This is a genomic window from Flavobacteriales bacterium (assembly GCA_021739695.1).
In the GTDB taxonomy this organism is placed as follows: Bacteria; Bacteroidota; Bacteroidia; order UBA10329; family UBA10329; genus UBA10329.
The window spans coordinates 182,376-195,887 of sequence record JAIPBM010000002.1 but is presented as its reverse complement, the minus strand read 5'-3'; the positions used below and the strand labels follow the sequence as shown (position 1 = coordinate 195,887).

10 protein-coding genes are annotated in these 13,512 nt (G+C 43.0%); all 10 read right to left on the bottom strand.

The genetic code is table 11. The annotated features are described in order from the left end of the window. Window positions 1–21: 21 nt before the first annotated feature. The 10 genes from K9J17_02100 to K9J17_02055 all read right to left on the bottom strand — a co-directional run bounded on the left by K9J17_02100 (window position 22) and on the right by K9J17_02055 (window position 13,506). Window positions 22–582 (bottom strand): HupE/UreJ family protein, encoded by a 561-nt coding sequence (locus tag K9J17_02100; GenBank protein ID MCF8275499.1) that lies wholly within the window; start codon window positions 580–582, stop codon window positions 22–24. Further along, the gene (locus K9J17_02095; protein MCF8275498.1) at window positions 582–1,772 is read right to left on the bottom strand and encodes a hypothetical protein; all 1,191 of its coding nucleotides are present in this window, start codon (window positions 1,770–1,772) and stop codon (window positions 582–584) included. The genes K9J17_02100 and K9J17_02095 overlap by 1 nt, the downstream gene beginning before the upstream one ends. 66 nt (window positions 1,773–1,838) lie before the next feature. Continuing rightward, the gene (locus K9J17_02090) at window positions 1,839–2,366 is read right to left on the bottom strand and encodes a DUF192 domain-containing protein (protein ID MCF8275497.1); all 528 of its coding nucleotides are present in this window, start codon (window positions 2,364–2,366) and stop codon (window positions 1,839–1,841) included. Next, window positions 2,363–4,225: a M1 family metallopeptidase gene (locus K9J17_02085; protein ID MCF8275496.1), complete on the bottom strand. Its 1,863-nt coding sequence runs from the start codon at window positions 4,223–4,225 to the stop codon at window positions 2,363–2,365. The genes K9J17_02090 and K9J17_02085 overlap by 4 nt, the downstream gene beginning before the upstream one ends. 16 nt (window positions 4,226–4,241) lie before the next feature. Continuing rightward, the gene (locus K9J17_02080; protein MCF8275495.1) at window positions 4,242–6,149 is read right to left on the bottom strand and encodes a hypothetical protein; all 1,908 of its coding nucleotides are present in this window, start codon (window positions 6,147–6,149) and stop codon (window positions 4,242–4,244) included. 63 nt (window positions 6,150–6,212) lie between these two features. Continuing rightward, window positions 6,213–8,348: a S9 family peptidase gene (locus K9J17_02075; protein MCF8275494.1), complete on the bottom strand. Its 2,136-nt coding sequence runs from the start codon at window positions 8,346–8,348 to the stop codon at window positions 6,213–6,215. After that, window positions 8,332–9,222, bottom strand: a complete 891-nt coding sequence (locus K9J17_02070; protein ID MCF8275493.1) for a sugar nucleotide-binding protein — start codon at window positions 9,220–9,222, stop codon at window positions 8,332–8,334. The genes K9J17_02075 and K9J17_02070 overlap by 17 nt, the downstream gene beginning before the upstream one ends. 4 nt (window positions 9,223–9,226) lie before the next feature. Further along, window positions 9,227–9,934, bottom strand: a complete 708-nt coding sequence (locus K9J17_02065; protein MCF8275492.1) for a glycosyltransferase family 2 protein — start codon at window positions 9,932–9,934, stop codon at window positions 9,227–9,229. 209 nt (window positions 9,935–10,143) lie between these two features. Next, window positions 10,144–12,012 carry a hypothetical protein gene (locus K9J17_02060; GenBank protein MCF8275491.1) on the bottom strand — a complete coding sequence of 623 codons (1,869 nt, stop codon included), beginning with the start codon at window positions 12,010–12,012 and terminating at the stop codon, window positions 10,144–10,146. Between the two features lie 123 nt (window positions 12,013–12,135). Then, the gene (locus K9J17_02055) at window positions 12,136–13,506 is read right to left on the bottom strand and encodes a hypothetical protein (GenBank protein ID MCF8275490.1); all 1,371 of its coding nucleotides are present in this window, start codon (window positions 13,504–13,506) and stop codon (window positions 12,136–12,138) included. Window positions 13,507–13,512 lie beyond the last annotated feature (6 nt).

The following is a 13,512-nucleotide window of genomic DNA, read 5'->3' as shown; positions in this document are numbered from 1 at the left end:
AATAGAGCTTACAGAATTCACTTATAGCGGAATTCGCTGGGCGGCCAAAAGTAAGGAAATGCCTCCCGAGACTATGGAAATCAATACGTTCCAATGGTGGTGTTTAACACTTATTGTCTTTTCGAGCGCAAATTGCACGAGGAAAATGATGGAAACCACCAGCAATTGACCCAGCTCAATGCCTATGTTGAAGGCAAAAAGTGGCATCAGCAATTCATTACCCAAAAGCGAACGGAGATAGTTTGAAAAGCCCATTCCGTGTATGAGACCGAAACCGAGCGCCATAAGATATGTGGCCATGGCAGCTTTTTCCTGCTTGGCTATGAGGTTTTTGGCTGCCGTTGCCGCAATCGTAACAGGAATGAGAAACTCAATCCATGCAGCATTTACAGGAATGATGTTGAGAACAGCCAAGGCGAGCGTTACCGAATGCCCTACCGTAAAAGCCGTGACAAGCACGAGAATCTTTTTCCATTCGAAATACTGATAGGCCGCACACAACGCCAAAAGGAAGAGCATATGATCATATCCCCGCAGGTCGGTTATGTGCTCAAAGCCGAGTTGTAGATAAGTTACCAGCACTATTCGAACGAAAGCTTCGCGCTGTAAAGCTGATCTACCGAAACTCCAAAGTTCAAGTAGCCTGAAAGTAGGTTAGCTTCTTTATCCAAATTGAGTTCCGAAAACCATGTTTTCATTCCTTCTCTACGGATTGGATTTGACGTGGTGTACTGAATAACCTTTTCTTTCAACTCGCCATTTTCAAAAGTAAATTCCTTGATAGAAAAGTACAGGTCTGAAGCGCTTTCAGGCACTCCTTCAAGCTTAGTCAATCCTTCAGCATTAAACAGGTCATGAACCAAATGTTCTAGTGTAATCTTTAGAGTGTCGTTTTTCAAATCAAAGACAAAGGGTACGGAAATTTGCCCAACTCTTGGCTCCTTTTTCTTATACCAACCACGGAATCGGTTGCTGGCTTCCTTCATATATCCAAAAAACCAAGTCTGACTTTTCTCATTCAAACGGTCAGGATGCGTGTCGTACCACCACAGCCATTCGTATGGATGAATTTCGGGATGGCCTGTGTGATTATAATCAGCTACGTATGCTCCATACATTCCAAATGTGGCTTGATCGGTGCCGATATTCGGATGTTCTTTCGATGAATTAGGTTGCATCACGGGATAAAACTTTTCATTGATCATTCCCAAAAACCCTTGAGGCGGAGTAATCTCGCAATGCATTCGGTAACGCTTGATGTTCTCCAGCGTTTCGGGATAGATCCAAGGCGCCTCATCAAAGTTCTTGATGCGATTGAACCGGTTCTTGTCGCGCTGCTGCTTAATGCCGACCCACGTAAGGTCGATGTACTTTTTGATGCGCGGAATGAGGTTGAAATTGACGTCATACTCCGTGAAGCGAGGGCCGTGGCCGGGAACCCGAATGCCGTCCCTTTCCGTTCCCACAAACTTCTGTTTGGTCATATCCAAGGCTTTCCATTTGTAGCCGAAAATGCTGATGACCCAACCCGCAGCAGCCACCCTATGACGCTGGCTTTTTGAAGGTAGTACACTATCCACCGAAAAGGCTGAAACCAAGTCAACCAACTCTTCATTCAAACTGTCGTTATCGGCAATAAAATGGTGGTCTTTTGTAAGCAAAAGCCATTGCTCCGGAATTGTTTTAAAGGAATTGACCTTCAGTGTTTCTTGTGCAGACACATTCAGAAACAAGAAAATTGAGAAAAGGAAAAACGTGGTGATTCTGGTCATGAAATTATTGCTTTGCAATGAAATCGCTTCGTTAAGTTGCTTGGTTCCTCGCAATAACGAGGTTAATTATTTGCCATCAGTTCGTTTGAAATCAATCTTGTCCCCTACCTCAACTCCGTGAATGTCACAGAAGCCATCAATGAGTTCGAGCACGTAGGTTGCTGGTCCTTTGGATGGAATGGATTTATCCGATTTTGGCACACAGTATTTAGCAATGCTTTCGATGGTGCCGTCTTGCTGGATATAAAGAATATCGAGGCCCATCAGCGTGTTGTGCATCCAAAACGAGCGGGGTTCTTCTTCCTCGAAAATGAACAACATTCCTTGCGTATCAGGCATACTCCAGCGATGCATCAAGCCGATAGTGCGTTCGCTTTCGATGTCTGCAATTTCGATGTCAATCTTGCGAATGGTGTCGCCAGCGGCCTTCACCAAATACAACTCACCTTCTTTCTTGAACTGAGGCCCCGTAGGTCTTACTTCGCTCCTGCCCGACTCCTTTCTGTCAGAACCTGTAGAACTGCCAGAATCGCTTTCGCAGGCCGTTAATCCCACAGCAATAAGCGCAACTATCAAATACTTCACTCTATTCATTTTCTCTCCTTCGGAAATGGGTAAACCCCATTCAAATTATTCAGATCTGCCAAGCGGTTGGATGGGTCGATAACGACACTTTCAATCTTCCGCTTTTTCAGGTCCACCTCAAAAGTATAGCTTGGATTTGTCCATTCCCAATCGGGAAGAATAACGCGACCCGCTTGAGCTTGCTCGGCTGGTTTTTCTCCACGCATCAGCCCAACTGGAATATAGTACCACGTGGCGTTTCCATCCTTGTCAACAATTTTGATGTCGAGTGGCATTGGAATCTGTCCGAGGCGTTTCAACTCAATTTCTGTGCGGCCCTGTTGCTCCTTCTCTAATTCTTCAATGCTGTAATCGATATGCTGCGTGGTGCCGACCCAAAGATCCATGAACCAATTAAGTTCCAATCCAGAGGTTTTTTCCATAACACGTAGAAAATCGTTGGGAGTCGGGTGCTTGAATTTCCACTCGTTGAAGTAGCGTTTCATCCCTTTCCAAAAGGCGTCTTTCCCTACGATGTATTCCAATTGCATGAGGAAAACGGAACCTTTTACGTACGAAGAAATTCCGTAACAGTAGTTTGTCTGGAAGTGATCAGCATGCGTGGTCAATGGCTCTTGAAGTCCATTTGCGTACAGGTCGGCCAAACGCTTTATATCGTTTGCATGCGGATTTTCAACCGGGTTTTTCCCGATTGCGTTCAGCACATAGTCCTGCGCGTATGATGTGAAGCCTTCATCCATCCAAGGATATTTGCTCTCGTTGGTGGCTAGCGCGCCATAGTACCAGTTGTGGAACGCTTCATGAACCGTGACACTTAAAAGGCCTCCGTATGTTCTACCTGCGGTGATCAACGTGGCCATTGGGTACTCCATGCCGCCATCGCCTCCCTGAATGACGGAGAATTGCTTGTACGGGTACTTTCCGAACGTTTCCATCATCAACGAAAAAGCTCCCGTAAATTCATTTTGTAATCGGAGCCAATTACCAGTTGTATCTGGTAGATAAAGGAAGTGCAACGTTGGGCCATCAGGTACTTGTGTCGTATGGTGAACGTAATCTGGATCGGCCGCCCAAGCGAAATCGTGCACTTGTGGCGCCACGAAATGCCATGTGAGTTTTTCGCCCAATGGCTCCTTCACCTCCACGCCTGGTGCTTGATAACCGTGGCCGATCTCATTCGGGTTTTGTAGATAACCCGTACCTCCAAGAGCATAGTTTTTATCGATGGAAATCTTTACATCAAAATCGCCCCAAACACCATAGAATTCGCGGCCAACGTAAGGGTCAGAATGCCATCCTTCGTAATCATACTCGGCAATTTTCGGATACCACTGCGTCATGGAATAATCAACACCTTGAGAATTGTCCCGCCCACTTCTGCGTACTTGTAATGGTACTTGCGAATTGAAATCCATCACGAATTCTGACTTGCCCCCAGGCAGAATCGGTTTAGCCAAATCAACCTCCAGAACCGTTCCTTGCACATGATATTTCAGGACTGAACCGTCTTGCGTCAGCTTGTCAATGTTGTGATAACCGATCTCTTCTGGTGTCAATTTAGAGATTCTGTCCGCAACCCGTGGATCCGCGTCCGGGATGTTTCGAGAACGGACATCCATCATGCTTCCTGGCTGAAACGCATTGAAATACAAATGATAGAAAACCTTTGTGAGCGTATCGGGAGAATTGTTCTCGTAAACCAGCTTCTGCCTTCCCGTAAACTGGTGCTTAGCGGCATCCATGTCAATTTCCATTTGGTAGGAGGCGTGCTGCTGCCAGTAGCCACGCTGGGCTATCGTAGGGGAATTTAAAACAATGAACGCAATTGTAAAAGTTGCAAGCGGTCCTTTCAATAACAACATCAGCATCGTTTTTAAGTCAAAATTAGTTTACTCGCTTTTTTGAGTTCCTGTAAACAATAAACGACTCCGTCTCAATTTCATTCGTAAAAGACATCTGGAATTCCTCAGGTAGGATACTTTGGCCGTTTTTAGCCACCATCAGAAAATCCGGTTCAAGGAATTCCATAAACTCTTCAGAAGTCAATGCTTCGTCACCTGAACTACGATCAGAAAAATAACCAAGTCCTGTTCTTTTGAAGTACCCTGTTTCTTCTTTAGACATCGTAAAATCGGAAGCAACGGTGTTCATTCTTAAAAAAATCGTTCCTGGGAAGATTCCTTTGTAATGGTTAAATCGAGTATAGCGTATCAGGTCACCTTCTGTTTTGGAATCTATAAAATAACCTATTCGATTCTCTGATTTGTCCCAAATTTCACTTAACGTCCTCCATTCGGACTGACTAAGTAAATGGGTTTTCTTGTATCCTGGTAAGTACGACTCCCAATCAAATGTGGCCCTAATTCCTTCCGTACTGACCCAAACGCGCGCAGACTGAAATAAAATCAGGCTCAAAGACAAAATCGCGCACCACTTTTGCCAGAAGATGTTGGTAGTCGTGGCCAACCCCATTAGTCCGACTATACCAAGTGGAACTAAAAAACCCTGAAAGTGTATCGATACTATTTGGATCGAGTTTCCTCTTACCTGAGGAAAGATGATGGCGAATGAAGTCAACGCACCTACGTACAGAGAAAACTGCAAAAGAAGAAACCGGTCATGAGCAACCGTTCGTTTATTCCAAAAAAACAACGCCCCGAACAAGAATGGAATAACCATGAATTGCGACAACAGCAGACGAACCATGGTATGGACCATCAAATAGACCGATTCTCCAGAAAACAGACTACTCCCCGGGGGATCCATGCGGCCGCCTAGCTTATAATAGATAAGGGGTAAAAATGATGTTAGCGTTAAAAGAATCAACTCGCTAATGCGACAGTATGTAAATTCTTTACGGAACAACCAAACGGTAAAAACAAGAACGCAAAAGCACATCATCATTAAAATTGGGGTAATCAACAGCCCTCCATTCAAGAACGGTAGAAACAAAAGGCCTATGGTTCCTAACACCCAGTTTTTTTCTAACCCGAACTTTGCGAACGCAATTCCAGCCAAAGCAACAATCATATGACTTCCAAGTCCGTACATAGGGTAAAGAGAACTGAACAATTGAAAAATATCCGAATCAGGCCAGTTGATCGGGAAAATCTCGAGGTATACTGACCCGAAAACAACCAGCGACCCGACAAGTGGCAACAATCGTTTTGAGTTTTGTTGAATCCACCCAAAAACCGATAGAAATATAAACCCGATGCATAATGAACGGAAAAGCACATTATAGGCATAGTACGGTAACACGTTAAAATAATATGAGTAAAATCCTGAAAACCATAGATCGCCATAATGATAAATGTTCGGCTTGATATTGGGAGATAGATTCTCTGGGAACGTTTCAACACCTTGAACAAATAAAAGGTGACCGTTAGCTCCATAATACGACACATCGGAATTACCAATGTAAATATTTTCTCCTGAGACAAGATTGGATCTCCAAGACTCAATACTAGTTAACACGAAGAATACCAAGATGATTAATCCCATTTTGGGTAATCCTAACTCAATAAGATCAGAAAAATCTGGTCTAAATCTATTAGAGAACCCAAAAATGATAAACAACAAAAAAAAGAATACCATTCCAGTACCAAGCCCGGCATGAATCGTTGCAACCATTGAGATGAAAAATAATGCCCCAATAGAAAGTTTGATACCAATACTTTCTATTGGGTTCTCAGCCCCACCTGCCAATATTGAACCAAGAAAATAGAAGGCAACAAGGCTGAACGACAGCGCACCGTAGATTTCTATGCTAAATGGGCTGATAGCGCTCATAACATTGTTCAGTGTGGTTTAATGTTGTTCCGATTCTTCGTTCGACAGTCACTCGCGACCATGTCATTTTCTAATCCCTGATAATTTGAACATGAACACATATTCCATCGCGGTTTCTTTCAATGCCTCAAAACGGCCGCTGGCGCCTCCATGACCAGCTTCCATGTTTGTATGTAACAGTAGCAAGTTATAATCTGTTTTGTTTACGCGAAGTTTTGCCACCCATTTTGCCGGTTCCCAATACTGTACTTGGCTGTCATGCAAACCGGTTGTTACCAGCATATTCGGGTAATCGTGCGCCTCAACATTATCGTATGGCGAATAGCTAAGTATGTAATCGTAATATTCCTTCTCGTTCGGATTTCCCCATTCATCATATTCGCCTGTTGTCAGTGGAATAGATTCATCGAGCATGGTAGTGACCACATCCACAAACGGAACTGCCGCCACAACGCCTTTCCAAAGGTCGGGGCGCATGTTAACAATAGCTCCCATCAGCAATCCACCGGCACTTCCCCCCATGGCAAACAGATCGTTGTTTGTCGTGTATTTGTTCTCGATCAGGTATTCTCCGCAATTGATGAAATCGGTAAATGTGTTCTTCTTCTTTAGCAATTTTCCATCCTCGTACCAGCTGCGGCCCATTTCCTGTCCCCCTCGAATATGGGCGATGGCATAGACAAAGCCTCTGTCGAGCAAACTCAACCTAACGGAACTGAAATACGGGTCTGTGCTAGAACCATACGAACCGTAAGCATAAAGCAAAGTCGGGTTTGAGCCATCCATTTTGAGACCCTTTCGATACACGATTGACATTGGAACCTGCGTTCCGTCATCAGCCTTTACCATAACGCGCTCGGTCTGGTAATTGGTCCTATCAAAATCACCTAAAACTTCTTGCTCTTTGAGAAGGGTTTTCTCCTTGGTGCTCATGTTATAATCCAACGTGGACCAAGGGGTTGTGAGTGATGAGTATCCGTAGCGAAGAACCTCGGTATCGAAATCCATATTGGTGCCCAAATAGCTGGTGTAGGCTTCTTCGCCAAAATTGAGATAGTGTTCATCGCCCGTTTTCTGGTTAATCACACGCAATTCTGGAAGCCCATTTGTCCGTTCTGCAACCACCATGAAGTTTTTGAATATCTCCACTTCCTCCAACATGGTTTCAGGTCGATGGGCAATCACTTCTTTCCAGTTTTCCTTACTTGGTTTATCCACGGAAGTCTCCATCAGACGAAAATTCTTTGCATTCCAGTTGGTGACGATGTAAAACTTATCCTCGAAATGCGAAACGCTGTACTCGTGGTCTCTTTCGCGAGGTTGAATCATCTTGAACTTACCTGTCGGGTTTCCCGCATCAAGCATTTGAAATTCAGACGAAACCGTTTGGAACGACCCGATCATCACGTAGTCCTTGCTCTTGGTTCTCCAAGCATAACAGGTGAACGTCTCGTCATTTTCCTTGAAAACCTCCACATCCGTGTGAACGTCAGAACCTAATTCGTGCCGCAGGATACGATTGGTACGTAGTGTTTCAGTGTCTTTAGCGATGTAGAAAAAGGTCTTATTGTCCTTGGCCCAAGCGCCTCCACCCGAACAGTTGGGGATGGTCTCGTAATACATTTCGCCTGTTTCGAGGTTCTTGAAATGGATGGTGTAAAGTCTGCGGCTTACGGTGTCAATTCCGAAAGCCGCAATCTTATTATCATCGCTGATTTCAATTCCGCCAAGCGAAAAATAGTCGTGGCCTTCCGCCAATTCATTCTCGTCAATGAAAACCTCTTCTGGCGATTCTATCGAGTCTTTTCTTCTGCAATGCAGTCGGTATTCCTTCCCTTCTTCGAAGCGCGTGTAATAGAAATAGCCATTGTCTTTGTAAGGAACGCTTTCGTCATCTTCCTTAATCCGAGCACGCATTTCCTTGTAAAGGTCTTCTTGTAACTGTTTGGTATCGGCTAGCGCGTTTTCGGTATACGCATTCTCTTCTTCCAGATACTTAATGACCTCCGGATTTTCGCGGTCGTTCAGCCAGAAATAGTTGTCTGTTCGTGTGTGATCATGAATGGTCATTTCGTACGGCTCAATGGCCGCGATGGGTGGTTTCATGCTCAATCCTTGTTTGTTGCTCTTACTAGCTCCACATGACGCAAGCATAATGAGCGTTATCGCCGAGAGAATTACTTTACGTGATGGTATCATTTCGTTTGATGATTTCAGTAATATAGGCCTCTAATGTTACAGATATTTCGGGTGCTGGTCCGTGATTTTTTTCTGAGTAAAGCCGAGCAATTTGGTCGGGAACAAAACCTATTTTTAGACCGAGTGAAGCCCCAAAAAATGCTGCAAGCTTCAGTACGAATTTTGGTGCAACGAAAGGAATGATTCTATTGCTAGAGATTCCTTCAATGAATTTCAAAAGCTGTAAATAAGAATAGCCCTGTGGGCCATTTACATACATAGTATCCATTACACATGGCTCCACAAATATGCTGTTATGAATGGCTTTGGCAGCATCTATTTGGTGAATCGGGTACATTTTACTCTTCAGCCCAATTGGACATGGTTTAATGCCCCCCTTTAAGCAGGAGCTGATCACGCTGTCAATTCCTTCGTTCTTAGCACCACCATAAACCTCTGCCGGTCGTATAATGAGCCATTTTTTTGACATCTGCTGTACTAACTCTTCCGCGAGTAGCTTGCTTTCACCATAAGCACCACTGTTTTCTCCCGCAACCCTAGAGCTAATCAGAACAAAAAGAGGTTGATTTGAACTAGGAATGTGATTAAGTATTGCCAGAGTACCATCAACGTTTATCCGAAAATATTCAAACGCCTCACTTGTATGGGTCAGCGCTGCAGCATGAATAACAATATGAGCGGTTAGAAGCTCTTCCCTATAGCTTAATGGGTTCAAAAGGTCTCCCACTACCCATCTTATGTTGCCAGTAACGAGTGCAAAATGCGTTCTGGTCAGGCCAACTATCTCATACTCTGATAGATTGACCAACGAAACCACCTCTTTAAGAAGTGCAGAAGAGGCCCCTGTAATAAATACCTTTTTTCGCTCTGCCATTCGGCTATCGGCCAAACCGGTATTGAAGTAGGTTCTTAACGAATTCAACGATAGCGGGAAGCTTAACGAATGAGGCTCTTCCTTCCAATTCATAAAACTCAACCGGAATTTCATGATATGTCATCCCAAGATCACGAACATTTAACATAATTTCAGCGTCAATAAACCAATCATCAGAACGGAGCTTCATCTTCTGATATGCTTCTCGTTTCAGAATCTTTGGCTTTGAATTTGCATCATGAGAAGCTATTCCCGGAAAAAGCAAGGAAAACAAAGCGTTGTAGCCTTTACTGATGAACCTTCGATAAACCCCATCTCCCCTCTTGACCCTGTACGTTTTCACAAGATCAAACTTTCCTGTTCTAACCTGCTCGAAACATGCAGAGATGCTTTCTATTGGGAATTGTCCGTCACCATCAATGACACAAATGTAGTCCCCGCTAGCCGCGTCCAGACCCGAGCGCATGTCCCAGCCCATCATCCCTTGCTTGGGCTTGCATATTACTTTGCAATGTGTATTCTCTTGTTCTATTTTAACTACATAATCGCGTGTCCGGTCATCAGAACCCTCGATATAGTTGGCAACAAGCACTAACTCATAACTATCGGTAAGCGTTTTTATTAATTCCTCTGCTTTTTTAACGAAATCTACAACCGTTGCTTCTGAACGATAACAGAGGATGACGACTGATAACTCTATGGACTGAGACATACAACAAATCTATGATAATTGGTGATATCCGAGCTTGTTCCGAATTCAACTTAAAATTTAGATGCGCTACCGTTTTTGACCAGCCTGTCCAACCTGGAAACCAACAAGTTCTATTTGCTAAAAACTGATGGTCACTTATCGAGGGTGCAACTCCTATCAATTAATAAGAAAATTGCTGGCCTAACGCCCTAATAATTATTGCTAGACCCTTACTTATACTGACGGGAATCGTAATCTAACCTGTAGAGCCTAGAACCATTTTGGAACACCAAGCTATCAACAATTGTAAGGTTCAACGCGCTAATGTCCGACATTGCTGAAGCCTCCAGATAATGAATATTATTCTTAACTAAAAAAGTCCTTTGCTGAGATTCTAGGGAAGAATCTTGAACCCCTTCATGGTTGACAAACCTGCAAAAACTAGAAAATTCCTTAAATCGATATTCTTCTTGGTAAAGTGGGGAAACAACTTGCCACGACAATTCATTGAGACTAAACGAATGATAACTTGATGAAGTCGAGTGCAACTGTTCTATAGGAAAATGCAAATACGGTTGTTTTCCCTGCACAGCGCCTTCATACTCTTTAGGGTTTCTAATAAACGCTGTCTGAACATCCTCTTGTGTTACAAAAGATTTAAGGTCGATTATTTCCTGTCCTTTGGCAATAATAAACCCATAATTAACTATTCGTGTGTTCGCCACCAGAACTAAAAAGACGAAAACCACGGCCCTTAACAAAATGTGATTGCTTTTAATCAAAATGACAGCGGCCAAAAGAAGCAATAGGCTGGTTAAAGCCGGTAGAGAAATGGTCTGAAAAAGTTGAAATGATTCAAATTCAAAGCCCAGTGAAGCATAGCAAATTAGGCCGAAACCGTAAAGCGACAAAACAAAAACGACAATTTCCAAATTCAACCTCCTTATGGCGGTCAATAAAATAAGTGCGGGTAGAAAAATCACAACAGACGAAATAACGGAAACCCCAATTATACCAACCGCATAATGATGATAAAACGCAAGAATTTCATCCGCGGTTATTTGACCACCAAAGGACTTTGCTTTATAGTTAAACACAAGCCAAATTCCCAGCCCTAAGGAGGCAATTAAAACGCTCGTGGCTGCGCTTATCAATGCTTTTTGCCAATTTACCTCCAGCAACAATACCCATAAAACAGTAATAAGCATTGCACTAAGCGTAACTGTTGGAATGGTAGGAATAAAACAAACACCCAATAGCATAGACATAATCCATAGCTGTTTAAGATGGCGTATGTGCACCGCCAGCAGAAGAGGAGAAAGAAAAATATAGGCGACCGCAGCTTTTGGTTGCTCAAAAGGAGACCATGACCTATTAAGGTTGCAAGGAATACCGCTTGGCAGCGCATCAACGATTTCTGGAGTTGCAATTCCGAAAACTATGATAGGGGCCAACATGTAGACAAATCCGTCTGTTCTTTTCGTCACAGCGCCAACTAGATGGAAAAAACCCAGCGTAGCAAGACTGAACAGCAAAGGGTTAAGAACCAGGTCAAAAGAATAGATGGTTGGAATATTCGGAGTAATGATTTTTATAAAAGCAGCCAACCAATGTTCTAAATAATGATACAGCAGTACACCGTTCTCTTCCGGATACAAACGCTCTAAATAAAAAGATTCGTTTCCAGTCAACATTAGGTGTTCCACCAACCGCACATAGAAGGGTGTGTCGTAATTCGATATAATTAAGTCTCCATCTCTATTTGATGACAGAATGAACATCAAAATAAAAAAGCCTGTGAATAAGAAAAACAGATATGCAACCTCAACAAGTGTTTTTCCCAACACACTACTATTTATGTGCTTTTCGCCATGCCAAAGCCCAACAATTACCAATATGAATGCTGGCCATAAAGAAGTATTTCCTCGAGTAAACCATACAGCCGTTAAAAACCCAAGGGTCACAAAGGCAAATATTGGCAGCACTTTCCTTTGTTGTTCTCCCACATGGCGGCAAAGCAGTAAGCTAAACAATGCCAAAACCAACAAAACCGTAATCCCAGAAAAATAAATTTGAATAATTTGCGGAATTGAAATCATACCGTGATATCTTTTCAGTTAAGTCTATTGCGCAAATGATTCATCCTTCAAATTTACAATAACCGCATGGCATTAACCTTAGCTGAGACGCTCTTTCGCTAGATTATTGAATTCAATTAGAGACTATTCAAGTTGACACACCCCCGCCTTCAGGGCAATTTCGAAATCTATCTCATGGGCTTTCGTAAAATCCTTGTTGATCCAATTTCCTGGGTCTTCGGAAAAATCTTGAAAGTAAAGTACGCCCTCGTAGTTCATTGGTTCTACATAAAGAGTATCGCCAATTTCTTCATGTTTCATTATCGTTGCCATACGAGAGTCATAATTCGATTTAAGCTCTTCGCCCATTTGAAGTTGTACATGATGTCCATTAAAAAGGTGCAAACACATCCCCACGACTCCTATAACTGAGGCTGGCCAAATTTTTAACTGCCACTTTTCAGGAATTAGACCAAATAGCCAAACGCCATAAACGAAGACCATGACCAGAAAAAGATATGAGTGTAATGATAGAACACGAGTCCATTCTCTGCAGCCGGTAATGGATACAAAAAGCACCTCATGCATTACAGAAAAACCCAAATAAAGAAACACAGGAACGAGCCAATACCAAAATTTACTTGGTCTGAGCAATTTCGTTTTCGTTCCAAGTATTGGAATCCCGATCAAAAGACCGAGAATCACCCTGTCTAGTTTAGCCAGGTTGAAAGAAATGAAAAGATTATACAGGCCGATAATGAATTGCCATAAGAGTTCCTCATTTGATTTACCGTGATCTGTCAGCCTAACATAATTGCCAGGTGCGACAATGTAGGCAGCCAAAAAAAGAAACAAGGCAGTAAGGCAGAAAAGCGCCCGTTTCCGATTATCAGAATTCAGAATCCAGGTTAGTGCAGTTAACAGCACAAGAAACCCAAAAACCAAGACAGCATAGGTGACCTTACTCTGCATTACCACCGCAAACGGAACAACTGACAACAGTAACTTATCTCTCATAATTGCAGCCGCACCAAGTTGCAAACAAATGAGCGGCACCAGATAAAGCGTGCCCGTTAACCAATGCCAGATTTCAGATTTATTCGGTGAAATGAGATATAGGATGATATTGAACGTTATTGCAACAAGCCAACTCTTTGACCACGACAACGAACATTGAAATCGAATAAACACAGAACGAATCAGCAGAGCGGTAGACCCTAATAATGCCAACTTAACCAACATAAAAACAATCATTGGCGCCGCACCAAAAGAAACAGTCCATAGAATTAATCCATTTATGAAATGAGAAAGGAATGGTCCCTCCCAATTCCAATAGAAATGCCATGCATGGCTCAATCCAGGAATTCCGTGAATGGAGTTGTCAATACCAGCGAAGTCATCTGCGCTCAAACAATAGTATTGGTCCAATCCTAGATGATACAACAAAAATGTTGTCCCAAAAAGCAAGGTAAACACAGCCAAGAAGACGCCCTCTTTTAATTTAAATTCACTCATTTGTAA